The sequence below is a fragment of the Candidatus Sulfurimonas marisnigri genome (assembly GCF_015265475.1).
GTDB classification, from domain to species: domain Bacteria; phylum Campylobacterota; class Campylobacteria; order Campylobacterales; family Sulfurimonadaceae; genus Sulfurimonas; species Sulfurimonas marisnigri.
Genome location: NZ_CP054493.1, coordinates 2,013,344 through 2,028,901, shown reverse-complemented (window position 1 = coordinate 2,028,901; position 15,558 = coordinate 2,013,344). Strand labels below are relative to the sequence as shown.

Genomic DNA, 15,558 nt, shown 5'->3' with positions numbered 1-15,558 from the left:
ATAAAAGTCGACGTGTTGGTCTCTCAAAATGCTTCATCTGAGTATTTACTTGACAATTCAAAAGTTATTTTTACCAGTGATGTATATGTTGAGAGCATAGAAAATATTATTGCTAAGAAAATAGTTTATAGACGAAATGATAATCTTACAAGAGACATTATAGATATCGCCATAGCTATAAAGTTAAAAGATGGCATCCTGCAAAATATACTTGAGAGAGGCTTGATTAATGAACTAGATTTGAAAGAGTTAAAAACTTCATTGGAAAACTTGGATAAAAAAACTTTCGAAGAAGAGATAGAAATTGTAGCGCCTTTTGAAAATTACATAAATGATGCTAAAAATGCTCCTGAGATTATAAAGCAAGAATGTCAAAAAATATTAACTTAGATGTGCTTCTGTGGAGTTCGTTTGTTCCAAAAAGAACTGTTTATGGAGCTTACATTTTCCATTAATACAGCTATTTGCTTAACAATATACTGCTATACTTCTCAAAAACATATAAGAGGTTTAAATGCTAGGACAATGCACACCCTATGGATTTATAATCAAGTTCGTTATCATATTTTCATTAGCAGTAGTCGCAGTAACTATTACACAATTATTTACTAGTAACTCTATAATAAGCCTTATAGTGTTTGCAGTCACCTATGGTGGTGCTGCTTATTTCTATCCTAAAGCTAAAGATTGCCAAGTATAACAGGTTTTGCAACTGTCTAGTTCGTAGACATAATATGCATACAAAATATCATAAATTTGTGCGATAATGTAAACTATAAAAAATATAATTAGGAATAAAGTTTGCAAGAGATTAAAAAACATTTTTACCATGCGATATTGATTTCGATATTTACCGTAGTAGCAGGCTTTTCATTTAAAATATTTTTAGCGAGAATCATAGAAAAAGATGTACTCACTCTCTATTATACAGCCATAGATATTTTCTCTTTTTCACTCCTTATTCTTATAGGCTTTCGCTCATCCATGGTCGTAGCTTACGCAAAGAGTAAAAAAGATGAGAATATTATCAATATCTTTAGATACTTCATCATAGTCCTTGTACTTTTGTCATGGGGTCTTATACTTCCGTATCTAAAGCATCGCGTTGGTATAGAGATACATTACTGGTATCTTGTTTTCACTATCCTTACCATGAGTTCTTATGCTTATCTTACTAATCAGTTGGCTATGTATAGACTCTACTCTATAATGAAGCAGAGTACATTTATGGAACCAACACTTGGGGCCATTTGGTTTTTGATAGCCTACTATATAGCACATACAAATGGTCTAAAGTCACTTTTTATTATGACCATCATGAGTTATATGGGACTCTCAATCTTTATATGGCTAAAAAAACGCCGTGAAATTAATGAACCGCATTTAGCTCAAGTAGAATTTGATACCGATACAAAAACATTCCTTAAAAACGCAGTACTCTCTACTGTAGAATTTGGCTCAGGAATAGTCATGATATATATGGCAGTATTTTTTCTTATGCACTACTATAGCGTAGAGGAGTTGGGAGACTTTCAAGTGGTTACTAAACCTGTTTTGATGTACATGATTACTCTTTTTGTATTTCCAGTTTTCCGATTTTTACTTCCTGAACTCTCTAAACTCCATGCTCATAAATCATACAAAGAGATAATTGATCTACAGCGATGGTTTTATAAGTTTGCATTTTTAATAAGTGGCTCTTTTGTGCTACTAATGGTTTTTTATTCTCAAGAGTTTGTTTCACTGGCATTTAAACCTGAGTACCAAGGTGCGTATTTATACCTGACTCATTTGAGCTTTTTCTTTATATTTATTATGATAAATGCTTTTCAACTCTCTTTGATTAAAGCTTCTGGAGCATTTGGGAAGGCTCTATTTGTAAGAGTGAGCGGGATAGCTCTTTTTGTGGTGGCATTTTATATTACAAGACTTTACTCAGAAAACTCAGTATCTGTAGTCTTTGGTTTAGCACTTGGTTATATGGGGATGTTTGTTCTCTCTTTTGTAGAAGTAAGAAAGATTATGCGAAGAATTAACCTCCAATAGCAGAGACTTAATATCTTGTATCGATGTAATTACTTGTTCAATAGTATGTATCATGTTCTTTAAGATTGATGCATGGTTTAATCATTCCAAACAGTTGAAAGTCTTTTCTACTTTTATGACATAGTGTTTTCAGTTGTCTTTAAAAATAAGGCAAAAGTTGCACAAGGTACACTTTGTGCATCAACCTACAGATTATTGAACTTAAATAATGTTTTTATTATAAGAAGTTACTAAAAGACATATATGTAGCTACATAGTAGCTAGAATACTCATTATTGAAAATCTAAAGGACTAATAACTTTAGTCTTGTTCATCTTTGAAACTACATGTGTATATATCATTTTCAATAGGATTTTTTTTGATGAAACAATATATAGTGCTTAATCCAATGCACATAAGTTTTTTCAGTTGAATAACTGTAATGTTTGAATCTAATCTTATCCCGAACTAAACCTAATAGCTTTTTTTTAACTTCCATTTTTAATCCTTCACTTAAGCAACATTTTGTGTGTTATGTAACATATTGGTGAAATAACATACAAAATGTAATTTAATTTGAATATACAGTATTAAACGAACATCTAAGTTTTAAGAATTCTATGTAAATTTTCTCTTTTTTATCGAAAATATGACAAATTGACATTAATCTGACAAAATACAGCTTTTTAACATGCAAATAAAGTATTAGTGATTTATGTGACTTAAGATTATTTTACATATAATGTAATTTAATAAATAGTTAGATTACAAAAAGGGGGGGGGAAAATTGAATCATTGGAAATATACACTTAGTGGCTTATCTATAGCAATGGATTTTCCAACGTTAATTGCTGCCTACGGCATAAATATTATATGAGTATTATCAGAATTGTTAGTTTTAAAGTAGAAATAGTTATAGTGCCAAAAGTACTTTTATTACATTATTTAATAAGAAAATAAAACTAAAATATATAAGGATAATAAGATGAACAACAATAGCGGGCTTGTATTTGCTTTCATACTAGATGGAAAAGGTGGTGGAAAGAGCATTGATTTAGATGGTGTTAAGAAATGGAATCCTAGTGACGGTAAACTTTGGATTCATCTGGATTACACTAAAGATGATGCTCAGGAGTGGATCAACAATGACAGTTTGATTGATCCTGTCATTGCTGAATCATTGACGATTGAGGAAACCCGTCCAAGATCTTTAGTGCACAAAGGGGGAATGCTATTGATTCTGCGTGGCGTCAATCTTAATCCGGGTGCGGACCCAGAAGACATGGTGTCGATCAGGCTTTGGATTGATGCCAATCGTATTGTGACATTGCGACATCGCAGAGTTATGGCAATTGACGATCTTTGTCAAGCTGTAAAAGAGGGGGATGGTCCTTCAGGACCAGGTGCATTCTTAGAAGACTTGTCTGACCGCCTAATCATACGCATGGGCACTGTCATCTCCGATATTGATGACTCAGTTGATGCACTCCAAGATGATGTGCTCATCGAACAGAGTTATGATCTTCGGCGAAAAATTGCAGACATTCGTCGGTCAGCAATTTCTTTGCGCCGCTATCTCGCTCCCCAGCGGGATGTGATGGTTAGATTACACAGCGAGAAAGTTGAGTGGCTAGGCGAAATGGAACGTATGCGTTTAAGGGAAGTTGCCGACCGCACAATGCGCTATGTTGAAGATCTTGATTCTGTACGAGATCGAGCCACCGTTACACAAGAAGAACTCAACAACCGTTTAGCGGAGCAAATGAACAAGACAATGTATGTGTTGTCCATCGTGGCAGGTATTTTCCTTCCCCTTGGCCTTTTGACAGGGCTACTTGGCATTAATGTGGGTGGTATCCCTGGTACGGAAAGTAAATCGGCATTTTTCATTTTCTGCTTCATTTTACTTGCAATAGCCGCTGGACAGATATGGTTTTTTAAGCGAAAGAAGTGGATGTAATCAGAAAAGTTGTCATCAGTACTATATCTAGATACAAGCAAGAGCCTTTCGCTGGCCCTTCATTTCAATATAACCTTAGAACATCTCCACTTTTATACTTAACTATAAAAGAAAACAAAGATATTTCAAAATCCAATACTTTCATACAAAATATCTAAAAAAATCAAAAGAGTTTGTAGATCACTTTACGGATATAAATTACACCCCAGGGGTAACATCTTCACTTTTTAAAAACTACAACTATATAAATATTTCACAATGTCATATTTTTAGACAAAGTGTTTTTTCCATGATTATTGTTTGATGGACAACAACTACGACTTATTCATAGAGACACAAAAAGAGAAATACTACCCCTGTGGTGTAAGTCAAAATATTATTTAAGGTTGAGCTTACTATAATTGGTATAAATAAATATTTAGGCATACATTACTGGATATATCACTAACTTTAAATGATTTATTTTTTGTTTATAATAGAAAAAGGAATGAAATGACTAAAAGAAAATTAATTGGAATCTTTGTACCGCTACTTATAACAGGAACACTTTCTGCATTCATTCTAGTCTCAGCAAAAGAATATGCACAATACAAAGAAATATTTGAAGATATATCAGCATGGAGTGCATTTTTTAGTGTTTTCGGTATTGTTTATGCAATTGTGGCAGGTTTTTTATTGGTTACAGTTTTAACTAAATACAGCGACCTTAATCAAGTTATAGAGAACGAATTAAATGCTATTGAGACTGTACGAGATTTTTTGACATATTTAAATGACGAAAATAATGAAATTAAAAAGAACATCAAAGATGCGCTTTCTTATTACACCTTATCACTAAATAATAATGAATGGTCAGAAATGAGTGATCCTAATGAGCCTATGGATTCTGATACTTCCGAAGAGTTATACGAGATAATGCGTAAGAGCAAAGGAATATCAGTTAATACAGAAAAAGACAGTATTGTGTTTACTGCCATAATAGAAAATATATCAGATATCACTAAACTTCGTACAAGACGGATAGCATTAGCAAATGATAGACTGCCTCTGAGGTTAAAGATACTAATGACTTTTATGTCTATTGTTCTTATCACAGCATTTATGCTGTTAGGTGTCCATAATATCTATACCCATGTTGCAATACTTGTCAGCCTTTCTGTTTCTATCCATCTTTTATATATGATCATTGAAGATTTAGATCATCCATTTTATGGAATATGGAATATAAACAGATTACCCCTAGAAGCCTTAGCAAAAAGATTTACCAAAGAAAATAGTTTATTGTAGATGTAAATAAATAACCTGTTGTTCATGGGGATACTCCTAATATTGTACTCTTTATGACCATGTTAGCTGTAAGTTTAATTAAAGGAGAGTCATATGAGTCATACAGAAATTCACAGATCACATCGTGTAGGATGGTTACGTGCAGCTGTACTTGGGGCAAACGACGGAATAGTTTCAACAGCAAGTCTTATCATCGGTGTTGCCGCTGCGAACACTTCTCATGAGGGAGTTCTTTTAGCCGGTGTAGCTGGTTTAGTCGCGGGCGCTATGTCTATGGCTGCTGGTGAGTACGTATCCGTCAGTTCTCAGTCTGATACTGAAAATGCAGATCTTGCACTTGAAAAAAAATCATTAGAAAAAGATTTTGAGTTTGAAAAAAATGAACTTGCCATAATATATGAAGAAAGAGGTGTTGAGCCATTGTTAGCACAGCAAGTAGCTGAACAGCTTATGGAACATGACGCACTTGGCGCACATGCTAGAGATGAAATAGGTATCACAGAACATGGGAATGCACAGCCGGTTAAAGCAGCCTTCTCTTCAGCAGGCACCTTTACTATTGGTGCGGCACTTCCATTAGTTGTTGCGTGGCTTGTACCGGTTAACTTACTTATTCCTCTTGTTGCAGTATCTTCTCTTGTATTTCTTACCCTTCTTGGTGGTATCGCAGCGCGTGCAGGTGGTGCATCAATAATTATGGGTGCTATCAGAGTTACATTTTGGGGTGCACTCGCAATGGCGCTGACGGCAGGAGTAGGCAGAATCTTTGGTGTTGTTGCATAAGAAGTGCAACTCTTAGTTTAAACTGCAATATAAGGAAACTAACATAAAAAAGCTCTTATTTTTGGAACAGTTTTTACTAACAGAAAGAATATTCCACAAAGAGTTGAATTTTTGAACATATTCCAAAACCTACACTTTGTGCATCAACCTACAGGTTTAGACAATCATGGCTATAAAAAACTTATATTGTTGAAACTTTGATATAATTTTTGCAAAAAAATAGTAAGGCAATGTGTAATGAAGCAAAACATCATTATTAGTATAGTAATATTTTGCCTTACAAGTGTAAATGTATTTGCACTTAACAACTTTGTAAAAGAACAAAAAAGTCACCATCACGAGTTTTGTTCAATTCTTGCACATGAACATAGTCATATTCATCATGGAGTTCAACATTCTCATGGACATATTCATAAAGTTAATCTTGTAGATTTTCAGTCTCTTGATACGCAGTTGATTTTTACACAGAAACTTGACAATGATATACCGATTGTTTTAAAACAATGGCGTATAGAGTTTTATCCCCCGAAACTATTCAGACCTCCAATCTCTTAATTAATATTCTTAATAATCAGTAAAACAATAAAAATTAGAAGGATATTTAATGAGAACACTCTTAATAATGGGTGCATTAATTCTGCTAAACGGTGTAGCATATGCACATGGAATTTCAGCAGAAGACAAACAGGCAATGCTTGATGGAGGCAATTTACGATACATCTGGTTAGGTGCAACACATATGCTAACAGGATACGATCATTTACTTTTTTTATTTGGTGTAGTATTCTTTCTTAAAACTGTAAAAGATATTGTAAAGTTTGTCTCAATATTTACACTTGGACACAGTATTACTCTTATTTTTGCAACTTTTATGGGTATAAATGCAAATTATTACCTTATAGACGCAGTAATTGCTTTAAGTGTAATTTACAAAGCATTTGACAATAACAAAGGTTTTGAGAACTATTTACATGTTAAGTCTCCAAACTTGCTATGGATGGTATTAGTTTTTGGTCTTATCCATGGATTTGGTCTCTCAACAAGACTACAACAACTTCCACTAGGTGAAGATAGTTTTGAGATGCTAATGCGTATCATCTCGTTTAATATTGGTGTAGAGTTTGGACAAGTTCTTGCACTTATTCCAATATTATTTATACTTGCTATATGGCGTAATACAAAATCATTTATACAACATAGTAAAGTCGCCAATCATGCATTGATGTTTGTAGGTTTTATGTTGCTTTTAATGCAACTTCATGGATACTTACATACAACAAACGAAGAAGAGTTTGGGTTTAATAAAGATGCCCACACGCATATTCACATGGATATTGAAGCCAAGAAGGCTAAACAATATACACACGGTTCATTATAAATAAGGAGAACAAAATGAGAAAAATTATCATAAGTGTTGCAATGGCAACTTTTTTAGCATTAGGAATCAACCCTCTATATGCAGGTTCAGGACACAGTCATGGAGAACATGGACACAGTCATGAATACTCAAAGGTTGGAGAAGCACAGGCAAAGCAAATTGCTATGAAACAATTAAACGGTTATGTAGCATTAGGTAAATTGGATAAAAGCTGGAAGAATATTTCAGTGAAAAATACAAATAAACAGGAGTTCCAAGGAACTCCTGAATGGGTTTTTACATTTAACAATCCTAATGAACCAAAAGCTGATCAAAAAAATCTTTATATATTTATAAATCAGTATGGTCAAATGACAGGGGCAAATTTTACAGGAAAATAAATATTCAACCTCAATTATGAGGTTGAATTATTAAAGGATATATATTGGCGTATTACATTGTAAAATTACTTATTACTACTGTTCTAATTGTTTTGATATCAGAAATTGGTAAGAGATATAGTTTAGCAGGAGCACTTCTGGCAGCTGTACCATTAGTGTCAATTCTTGCCATGACATGGATGTACGTAGATACAAACAGTTCAGAAAGTGCCGTGGAATTTTCTGAGAGAATTGTATGGCTTATAGCACCATCAATGACACTTTTTTTAGTATTTCCTTTTTTAATTAAGAAAGGTGTCGGTTTCTATCCAAGTTTATTTGTGGCAACTGTTATGACAATAGGAGCTTATTATAGTGTCATATATGTTCTTGGAAAATTTGGTATTAAGTTATAGGTAAGAGTAATCAATAAACTTTAGCCATAGTGTACGTTTTACCGCTACCTGTAACACCTTCAGGTGTTTGGTAACGATTACCTTTTAGAATAGAATCACTTAACTCTTTTATAGCAGTAGGTTGATCACCTGCTGGTTCATAAGGAGTAGTTGCTTTAAAATTGATTGAATTTTTCATTGCTGAAATTATAGTATTTAGTTGTGAACGGTTTGTATTTGAGGTGATTTTGTAGAAGATGGCTGCTATTAGGCTGCCGAGAAATTTTTAAGATTTTGTGTCTATCTCTAATTCATTAAAGTCAATATATCTATACATCATTACAACATTGACACTCTTTGGATGAATTTTATATATAATTTTTATTCCATCTAAAATAATTTCTCTAATACTCTCATCATCAAATGTGGCATTTACTTTGCCAATATATGGGTGCTGAAGCATATCTGTAATTCTAGATACTAATTTTAATGTGTACTGTTTAGCTTTTGTATGATTGTTTTCTGATATAAAATCTTTTAATTTAAATAAGAACTCTTTGGAGCTTTTTGCATAGTTAACTTTCACAAAGATTATTTTTTTAATTCTTCTAGTAGTTCATCTGTTGAATAAATTTCACCATTTTCAACTTGTTTTAAACCTTGTGAAATGCCTTGTTTTTCAAACTTATAAATTGAGTCATCAATAATTTCTACAGATTCACCTTGTTTAGTTAGAGACTCTAAAAAAGATAGTATTTTTTGGGATACACTATCCGAAGCATTTAAATGTAAAGTCATGGAGTCAACCTTCTATATATAATTGTTAATATTATAGCTTATTTTAATAAATCACTTAACAGCTGATACCATGTTCACTTCACTCAGCTTCATATAACGTAAAGTCATAGAAAAATTCTTATAGCTAAGTGAGTAATAACGCATCCCTTATCTGCATGTAAGCAATTAAAAACTCAAAAAACATTCGCCAAAATAGTTGCATAAACAGAAATAAAATCACAAAAATTGCTACAAACTTAATTTTCTGTTCTCTATTTAACAATTTCCATATTGCTTCTTTCTCTTTTTCATATGAAGTGTTTAATAGTTTATATTTTCGTACAAGCCAAAGAAGTAAGAGCCATATACCAATAGGCAATATAAGTGCCCCTATATAATAAAATACTATTAAAGCTTTTAAAAGTAAGAAAATCCATTATGAGTGAGTACCTATATTTATTATAGTAGTATACGTTTTACCGCTACCTGTTACACCTTCAAGTGTTTGGTAACGATTACCTTTTAGTATAGAATCACTTAACTCTTTAATGGCAGTAGGCTGGTCACCAGCTGGTTCATAAGGAGTATTAGTTTTAAAATGATTGAATTTTTTATTGATAATATTATAGTGTTTGGTTATGGATGGTTTGGATTATAGTTATTTATGTGAGGTGTGTTCATCTATATACGGAACTGAAAAGACTTAATCCCCTGTGCATTAAGGTAATAGCTTTATAGTAAATTTAGCACCTTTATAGTGCTCATTTGCATACTTAAACTCTTCATTAGAAACAGATATTTCTCCACTAAGATGCTTAGTAACAATAGACTCTGTCATATAAAGACCTACTCCTGTTCCTTGTGACTTATGCTTGGTTGTGAAGTATGGCTCAAAAACTTTATCTATTGTATTTTCTGGTACTCCACCACCACTGTCTTTTATTTCAATAATTGCGATATTGTCTTTTTTGTATATATCTATTAATATTAGTTTTCTCTTATCTTCAGGCAAGGTTACTAAGATATCTTTTGCATTTTTTATTATATTTAGAAGTGCTTGTGTAAATTCGTTTTCTAAGGCTGTTATTTCTATATCTTCTATATTCTTTATTACTTCTATATTATGTGTTTTTAATGAAGCAGCAAGTAAAGACATTGTCTTATCTATACTATCTTTTAGAGTAAAGGTATTTGGATTTTTGTTTGGAATGAAAAAGTTTCTAAAATCATCTATTGTTTGAGATAGATGTTGGGTTTGTTCGTTGATGTTTACAGCGTACTTTCTTAACTCTTGATTCTCAACATCTCCCATATCTATGTCTGCAATTATATTGTTTGCCCACATTGATATGATTGAGATTGGTTGTCTCCATTGGTGAGCGATATTTCCTATCATCTCTCCCATTGATGCCATCTTTGATTGTTGGAATAGTACTCTATCTTTTTGTTGGTTTTCCTCTACTTCTTTTTTTATTTTATATTCAAGAGTTGCATTTATCTTTTTTAATGTTTCTTTTGAATCTTCTAAATCATTTGTTCTTTCTTGCACAATCGTTTCTAAGTTTTTATTTGATTTATATAAAAGGTATTGTCTATAAATCAAAAGTAACACAATAATCGATGATATTATTATGACATATATTACAATGTTCCAATTTATTGTTTTATCTGTATGTACAGGAGATATCCATTTATTATATATTTTATCAATTTTATTTTTATCAATATGGGCTATAGTTTTGTCAATAATACTTAAAAGTTCTTCCGGCATACTTTTAGAAATGGCTATTTTTAATTTAAATACTTCATCAAGTTTTTTTGCAACTTCAAGGTTATTATAACCTCTAGTATTAATCATATAATCAGCGGTAGCAGAATTTATAACAAATAAATCTATATCGGCACTTTCAAGTTTTTCAAAACCATCTTCTGTTTTCTCTACCTCTATATATTTTGCCTGTGGATATTTACTTTTTACACTGTTGCCTAAGGAACTACTCCTTACAATTGCAATAGTTTTATTAATTAGTTCCTTATGTAGATTATTATTATAGTCAGTTTTATCATTTGAATGTTTTATGAAACAGGCATTGTATTGAAATATATCACCTGATATAAAATTCATATATTTAGCTCTGTCTTTACTGTATGGTATCGCACTATACATATCTACTTTATTATTTTCAGCAAGCAATACTGCTTTAGACCAATTATTAGTATGAATTGCTTCAAATTTAAGATTAGATTTCTTAGAAATAAGATTCAAAATATCTGAGATAATTCCCGTATGCCTATTTACTTCATTTTTCCATTCAAATGGAGCCCAATCTATGTCATACACATAGGTAATTGGAATTTTTTTATTTATCCAAATTTGTTCTTTATCTGTAAATTTTAAATGATCACTATTAGTATTTGCTAATAAAGAAGCTAAAAAAAGGAAAAAGATAAATATTTTTTTCATAAGTAATTATCCATCAACGAAGTAATATAACATATCTGATTTTAAATAATTTTTATTCTATTTAAATAATGATTGTTTTAAACTTAATGTACTTAAATAATTATAAAATAAAATAGTTAGTTGTCTTATTTTTGTATAATAGTAGCTATTATATAACTTTCTTACTAGCGCATATTATAGCATTTGGTGGTGTTGATAGCATATAAGAAAATATAAATATTATGACAAGTGATACTTAGCCCATCATATATATATAGTGCTGATTTTGTTAACAAACAGCTCTAATCAAAGTTAAGCAATTAAAGTATTATGCTTGTAAGCCTCCGGCTGATAATAATCATAATATGATACAAAATATTCTACATGTGCTTGGGGAAAAAAACTTCTAAACTCACTATATAGCTGAGCCGCTAAAGTTTTGTTGTGAGTCATAATAATAGTAGGCATCTTAACATTCTCTATAACCTTAGCCATAGTGTACGTTTTACCACTACCTGTTACACCTTCAAGAGATTGGTGACGATTTATGAGTCCTAATCTTCTTGTACTGTCCAGTGCAGTTTACTTATATCAAAATCAAGACTAGATGCTTTATCTAGTACTTTATTTTTGGTCGTGTTATCTATTTTAGAATCACGTGCTAATATCCACATATATTTCCTTGAAGGATCACCAATTAACGCATATTGGTAGTTCTCATCTAAATCTAAAATCCAATAATCACCATAAAAAGGTCTAAAAAAACTCACCTTTAGTTTTGAGTTTGTTTTATCAATTGTATATGCGGTTCCAAGTGATTCCTTATATTTATTATCTTCTTTCATACATTTGTTAATTACTTTTATCTCGCCATTATCTTTTAGAGAATAATTTGCAGTCACGTTGGAACATCCCTTCTCAAACCAGTGCTCGAACCTTGCTATCTCATACCATGTTCCTAAGTATCTATTTAAATTTACTTCATCGACAGTAGTCAATGATTTAGTATGGTTAGAACATCCTGTAAAAAAATTTAAAATTGATAATATAATTCGACGCATAATAACTCCCTTGCTAAGATTATTTCATATTTAGTATTATAATAAGCATAATCATATTATTTTTGTATCTTCTATTATATGCTTAGTAATTTTATGTCTATAGTCAAACATTTTTCCAAGTTCGTATGATATAAAAAAGTCAAGCATAGAGCCAATTACACCAAAGGGAGCTTCATATTCAACTACATCTTTTAGTTCGCAAAAACCATTTTCTTTTTGTATGAAAATATGAGAATGCTTCCAATATTTAAAAGGTGACTTTATCGCTAAATCCTCTAGTAAATTTGGAGATTGAAGTTTGTTGATTTTGACTTCCCACATAATAGGGATGAAGTTTTTAACAGTTTTTAGTTTAAGTATCTCACCCTCTTTAGGAATAAAATCTTCATTTAAAAGTGTAACCTCCATTCCTGGAGGAGTTATGTTTTTTAAATTTTTTACATCAAGATGAAAATCAAATAAATCTTGTATATCACACTTTAATAATGAATTTTTTTCATATCGTTTCATTTGTAATCCTTAAATATTTCAACAGCCTTTTTGGCAACCTCTTTGTGAACCACTATAGGTTTAGAGTAGTCTTGTATATTTGTACTAAAAAGATACTCTTCATTATGTAAGTATTTTGACTTTATATCAAAAAGTTCTGGAATATACTTTTTGATATAAAGTGCATCTTTATCATACTTTTTACTCTGCAGATATGGGTTAAATACTCTAAAGTAAGGCTGTGGATCAACTCCAGTTCCAGCACTCCATTGCCATGAAAGAACATTACTCGCCTTGTCATAGTCTAGGAGATATTTTGCAAAAAACTTTTCACCCCACTGCCAAGGCAAAAGCAGGTCTTTAGTGAAAAATGAAGCTATTATCATACGCACTCGGTTATGTATATTTCCTGTTTGTAATAATTCACGAACTCCTGCATCAATGATTGGGACACCTGTTTTAGCACTACAAAAGAGCTCATACATTTCATTGTTTTTTATTCCGTTAAAACTGTACTTATAATTTTCATATTCGATGTTTGGAAAATGAAATAAAAGATAAGCATAAAAATCTCTAAAAATAAGTTGACGAATAAAAGGTTCAGTATCACTACTTTTTAATGAAAAAACAAAACGTAAAACCTCTCTTATACCGATAGTTCCAAACCTTATGTCTACACTTAAATTTGAACTAACATCAATACTAAAATAATCTCTTTGTTCTTTATAATCATCTATTTTATTTTTTAGTGCTTTTAATTTAAGATGAGGTTCTACTATATTTAGAATTACTTCTTCAAATCCTATGTTTTGAATTTTAATAGCGACTTTTGAAACATTCAAAGTCTCATTTATTTTTGTAATTACATCATAATCTGTCTCGATTAAACTGTTTGTAGATACTTCATACTCTTGAATGTTTTTAGATTCTAAAATAGCTCTTGCTTTTTTATAAAAAGGAGTAAATACAAGGTAAGGTGTACCATCATCTTTTGAAATTTCATCAGTTTTAAAAATGTAAGTATCTTCAACATAGCGAAAAGGGAGTTTATGTGAAATGTGTAAATCTCTCTCTTTTGTGTAACTATCATAGTCTGGAGATGCGACAACTTCATGGAAACTATTTTCTTGTAATAGATACTTAAAAATAATCTCTGGTTTACCATAAAATATTTTTAAATTAAGTCCGTAAGACAATAACTCTTGTTTTAGTTTTTTAACATAATGGAATATGAAAGAGAGTCTTTTATCATCTTTATTAAGACTCTCTAGGATGTTGGTATCAAAAATAAAGATAGGTAAAACATCACCATCTAATGATAAAAGAGGATTGTCTTTTACCCGTAAGTCACGTCTAAACCAAAGGATTCGTTTCATTTTACACTTTTTATATCTGAACGAAGTGCCAACTCTTTAGGGTATGGATTTAAAAAAGTCTGCTCTAGTAGATAGGATACATTGTACTTTGTTGCATAAAGTTTTAGAGTGCTTAGAGGGACAATAACAGGAATGATTTTATTTGCGTAATCATCTATCTGTTCATGCAATATTTTTTTCTCATCAGAATCTAAAAAGGTTTTTAAAAAACCGGCTATATGCTCAAGGACATTTCTAGTTTTTCCTATACTGCTTTTTTTAGATATAGCTGTTTTAAAAACATATTCATACTCACTTAAAATATCTGAAAATTCTTTAGGCTCATGATTACCGACAATTCGTCCTAGTTCTCTATAAAGCGTTTCATCTTTGGATTGAAGCATAAATTTTGAGTGTTGATGATAAAGTACTAAATCTTTTATTTTTGCACTTTGTTTAAATCTCTCAAAGCTGTCATATGCAAATACCTGCATTATAAAATTTTCTCTCAGCCATGAATCTTGTAGTCTTCCTTCCTCTTCCATTGGTAGAAGAGGAAATTCTTTTTTGCATAAGGAAGCAAACATTCCGTCATCTTTTCCTTCTGCAAAACCATTCTCCAAATAGACCTTTGAACTTATTAAACCACAGGTTGGGGATTTTGACTTAAAAATAATTCCTACAACATTGTTTGTCTTCACTTTTTCTAAATCATTTTGTGAGCTTTGTAGCAGAGTGTCAGTTAAATCTTCGCCAGTTTTATTTGAGATAATTTTTAAATTTTCATTATCTTTTACCATTTTAATAGATGGTCTAGGACTTCCAAAAGCAAAGTGCTCAGGACAAAAAGAGATAAATTCAGCATATTTACTTAACTCATCCATTACAAATTCATCACGTTTATGCCCTTTGTCAAAACGAACTTTTTCGCCTAATAAACAAGCCGATATTGCTATTTTCATGATTTGACCTTATAGTGATTTTATATTACTATTAAGATACTTTATATCATAATAACACATAATAAAAAATATTTATAGCTGCAGATAAGCTGCCGAAACAATAATTTAATTGTAAATTTTTTTTATTTTAAGATAAGTTGTTCTATAATCAAAGACAATAAATTAATCTTGATTTTAATGAGATAAATTACGTTGTAGAGTATCTTCGAATTTTGGTTCTTCTTTTTTAGAGTTTGAGAGATAACAGTAGTAAATTAGAAAGATAATAATGAAAAAGTTTATAG

The 15,558-nt window shown here is 31.2% G+C and carries 19 protein-coding genes and 1 pseudogene; 9 read left to right on the top strand and 11 right to left on the bottom strand.

The features are described 5' to 3' along the window. Positions 1–12 precede the first annotated feature (12 nt). Positions 13–390, top strand: coding sequence for a hypothetical protein (locus tag HUE87_RS10255; RefSeq protein ID WP_194366295.1), 378 nt, complete (start codon positions 13–15; stop codon positions 388–390). 411 nt (positions 391–801) lie between these two features. After that, the gene (locus HUE87_RS10250; protein WP_194366294.1) at positions 802–2,046 is read left to right on the top strand and encodes an MATE family efflux transporter; all 1,245 of its coding nucleotides are present in this window, start codon (positions 802–804) and stop codon (positions 2,044–2,046) included. 343 nt (positions 2,047–2,389) lie between these two features. Here HUE87_RS10250 and HUE87_RS10245 read toward each other — a convergent pair whose 3' ends face one another. Then, positions 2,390–2,524 carry a phage integrase N-terminal SAM-like domain-containing protein gene (locus HUE87_RS10245; RefSeq protein WP_229855131.1) on the bottom strand — a complete coding sequence of 45 codons (135 nt, stop codon included), beginning with the start codon at positions 2,522–2,524 and terminating at the stop codon, positions 2,390–2,392. A 486-nt stretch (positions 2,525–3,010) separates the two neighbouring features. Between HUE87_RS10245 and zntB the strand changes: the two genes are divergently transcribed. The 7 genes from zntB to HUE87_RS10210 all read left to right on the top strand — a co-directional run bounded on the left by zntB (position 3,011) and on the right by HUE87_RS10210 (position 8,208). Next, a complete protein-coding gene (zntB, locus tag HUE87_RS10240; protein ID WP_194366293.1) occupies positions 3,011–3,985 on the top strand; it encodes a zinc transporter ZntB in 975 nt (324 codons plus the stop codon). A gap of 492 nt (positions 3,986–4,477) precedes the next feature. Beyond that, positions 4,478–5,272, top strand: a complete 795-nt coding sequence (locus HUE87_RS10235) for a bestrophin-like domain (RefSeq protein ID WP_194366292.1) — start codon at positions 4,478–4,480, stop codon at positions 5,270–5,272. A 93-nt stretch (positions 5,273–5,365) separates the two neighbouring features. After that, positions 5,366–6,055, top strand: a complete 690-nt coding sequence (locus HUE87_RS10230) for a VIT1/CCC1 transporter family protein (protein WP_194366291.1) — start codon at positions 5,366–5,368, stop codon at positions 6,053–6,055. A 237-nt stretch (positions 6,056–6,292) separates the two neighbouring features. Continuing rightward, complete coding sequence (locus tag HUE87_RS10225) at positions 6,293–6,610, top strand: hypothetical protein (protein WP_194366290.1); 318 nt, start codon at positions 6,293–6,295, stop codon at positions 6,608–6,610. Positions 6,611–6,659: 49 nt separating this feature from the next. Further along, positions 6,660–7,433, top strand: a complete 774-nt coding sequence (locus HUE87_RS10220; protein WP_194366289.1) for a HupE/UreJ family protein — start codon at positions 6,660–6,662, stop codon at positions 7,431–7,433. A 14-nt stretch (positions 7,434–7,447) separates the two neighbouring features. Then, positions 7,448–7,813, top strand: a complete 366-nt coding sequence (locus HUE87_RS10215) for a DUF6488 family protein (RefSeq protein WP_194366288.1) — start codon at positions 7,448–7,450, stop codon at positions 7,811–7,813. Between the two features lie 44 nt (positions 7,814–7,857). Further along, on the top strand, positions 7,858–8,208 hold the full coding sequence (locus tag HUE87_RS10210; RefSeq protein ID WP_194366287.1) for a DUF3147 family protein: 351 nt from the start codon (positions 7,858–7,860) through the stop codon (positions 8,206–8,208). 10 nt (positions 8,209–8,218) lie between these two features. Here the strand turns inward: HUE87_RS10210 and HUE87_RS10205 are convergent, their stop codons facing one another. The 10 genes and pseudogenes from HUE87_RS10205 to HUE87_RS10160 all read right to left on the bottom strand — a co-directional run bounded on the left by HUE87_RS10205 (position 8,219) and on the right by HUE87_RS10160 (position 15,274). After that, complete coding sequence (locus tag HUE87_RS10205) at positions 8,219–8,386, bottom strand: hypothetical protein (protein ID WP_194366286.1); 168 nt, start codon at positions 8,384–8,386, stop codon at positions 8,219–8,221. Positions 8,387–8,473: 87 nt separating this feature from the next. Beyond that, entirely contained in the window at positions 8,474–8,773 is a 300-nt protein-coding gene (locus tag HUE87_RS10200) for a type II toxin-antitoxin system RelE/ParE family toxin (RefSeq protein WP_194366285.1), read from the bottom strand. Positions 8,774–8,778: 5 nt separating this feature from the next. Beyond that, the gene (locus tag HUE87_RS10195) at positions 8,779–8,985 is read right to left on the bottom strand and encodes a hypothetical protein (protein ID WP_194366284.1); all 207 of its coding nucleotides are present in this window, start codon (positions 8,983–8,985) and stop codon (positions 8,779–8,781) included. 124 nt (positions 8,986–9,109) lie between these two features. Then, positions 9,110–9,373: a DUF4282 domain-containing protein gene (locus HUE87_RS12950; protein WP_430732985.1), complete on the bottom strand. Its 264-nt coding sequence runs from the start codon at positions 9,371–9,373 to the stop codon at positions 9,110–9,112. A 309-nt stretch (positions 9,374–9,682) separates the two neighbouring features. Next, on the bottom strand, positions 9,683–11,428 hold the full coding sequence (locus HUE87_RS10185) for a transporter substrate-binding domain-containing protein (protein WP_194366282.1): 1,746 nt from the start codon (positions 11,426–11,428) through the stop codon (positions 9,683–9,685). Between the two features lie 315 nt (positions 11,429–11,743). Continuing rightward, positions 11,744–11,953: pseudogene (locus HUE87_RS10180) on the bottom strand (DEAD/DEAH box helicase family protein); the annotation flags it as partial. 8 nt (positions 11,954–11,961) lie between these two features. Beyond that, positions 11,962–12,468 (bottom strand): lipocalin family protein, encoded by a 507-nt coding sequence (locus HUE87_RS10175; RefSeq protein WP_194366281.1) that lies wholly within the window; start codon positions 12,466–12,468, stop codon positions 11,962–11,964. Between the two features lie 51 nt (positions 12,469–12,519). Then, a complete protein-coding gene (locus HUE87_RS10170; protein WP_194366280.1) occupies positions 12,520–12,978 on the bottom strand; it encodes an SRPBCC family protein in 459 nt (152 codons plus the stop codon). Further along, entirely contained in the window at positions 12,975–14,333 is a 1,359-nt protein-coding gene (locus HUE87_RS10165; RefSeq protein ID WP_194366279.1) for a cryptochrome/photolyase family protein, read from the bottom strand. Before HUE87_RS10165 ends, HUE87_RS10170 begins: the two co-directional genes overlap by 4 nt. Further along, positions 14,330–15,274, bottom strand: coding sequence for a YbgA family protein (locus tag HUE87_RS10160; RefSeq protein WP_194366278.1), 945 nt, complete (start codon positions 15,272–15,274; stop codon positions 14,330–14,332). Before HUE87_RS10160 ends, HUE87_RS10165 begins: the two co-directional genes overlap by 4 nt. Positions 15,275–15,558 lie beyond the last annotated feature (284 nt).

What these genes read in the sequence shown, in the direction of transcription:
- HUE87_RS10160 (WP_194366278.1), bottom strand. Translation starts at nt 15,274, where the DNA reads ATGAAAATAGCAATATCGGCTTGTTTATTAGGCGAAAAAGTTCGTTTT.
- HUE87_RS10230 (WP_194366291.1), top strand. Translation starts at nt 5,366, where the DNA reads ATGAGTCATACAGAAATTCACAGATCACATCGTGTAGGATGGTTACGT.
- HUE87_RS10225 (WP_194366290.1), top strand. Translation starts at nt 6,293, where the DNA reads ATGAAGCAAAACATCATTATTAGTATAGTAATATTTTGCCTTACAAGT.
- HUE87_RS10235 (WP_194366292.1), top strand. Translation starts at nt 4,478, where the DNA reads ATGACTAAAAGAAAATTAATTGGAATCTTTGTACCGCTACTTATAACA.
- HUE87_RS10165 (WP_194366279.1), bottom strand. Translation starts at nt 14,333, where the DNA reads ATGAAACGAATCCTTTGGTTTAGACGTGACTTACGGGTAAAAGACAAT.
- HUE87_RS10170 (WP_194366280.1), bottom strand. Translation starts at nt 12,978, where the DNA reads ATGAAACGATATGAAAAAAATTCATTATTAAAGTGTGATATACAAGAT.
- HUE87_RS10245 (WP_229855131.1), bottom strand. Translation starts at nt 2,524, where the DNA reads ATGGAAGTTAAAAAAAAGCTATTAGGTTTAGTTCGGGATAAGATTAGA.
- HUE87_RS10215 (WP_194366288.1), top strand. Translation starts at nt 7,448, where the DNA reads ATGAGAAAAATTATCATAAGTGTTGCAATGGCAACTTTTTTAGCATTA.
- HUE87_RS10175 (WP_194366281.1), bottom strand. Translation starts at nt 12,468, where the DNA reads ATGCGTCGAATTATATTATCAATTTTAAATTTTTTTACAGGATGTTCT.
- HUE87_RS10205 (WP_194366286.1), bottom strand. Translation starts at nt 8,386, where the DNA reads ATGAAAAATTCAATCAATTTTAAAGCAACTACTCCTTATGAACCAGCA.
- HUE87_RS10220 (WP_194366289.1), top strand. Translation starts at nt 6,660, where the DNA reads ATGAGAACACTCTTAATAATGGGTGCATTAATTCTGCTAAACGGTGTA.
- HUE87_RS10185 (WP_194366282.1), bottom strand. Translation starts at nt 11,428, where the DNA reads ATGAAAAAAATATTTATCTTTTTCCTTTTTTTAGCTTCTTTATTAGCA.
- HUE87_RS10195 (WP_194366284.1), bottom strand. Translation starts at nt 8,985, where the DNA reads ATGACTTTACATTTAAATGCTTCGGATAGTGTATCCCAAAAAATACTA.
- zntB (WP_194366293.1), top strand. Translation starts at nt 3,011, where the DNA reads ATGAACAACAATAGCGGGCTTGTATTTGCTTTCATACTAGATGGAAAA.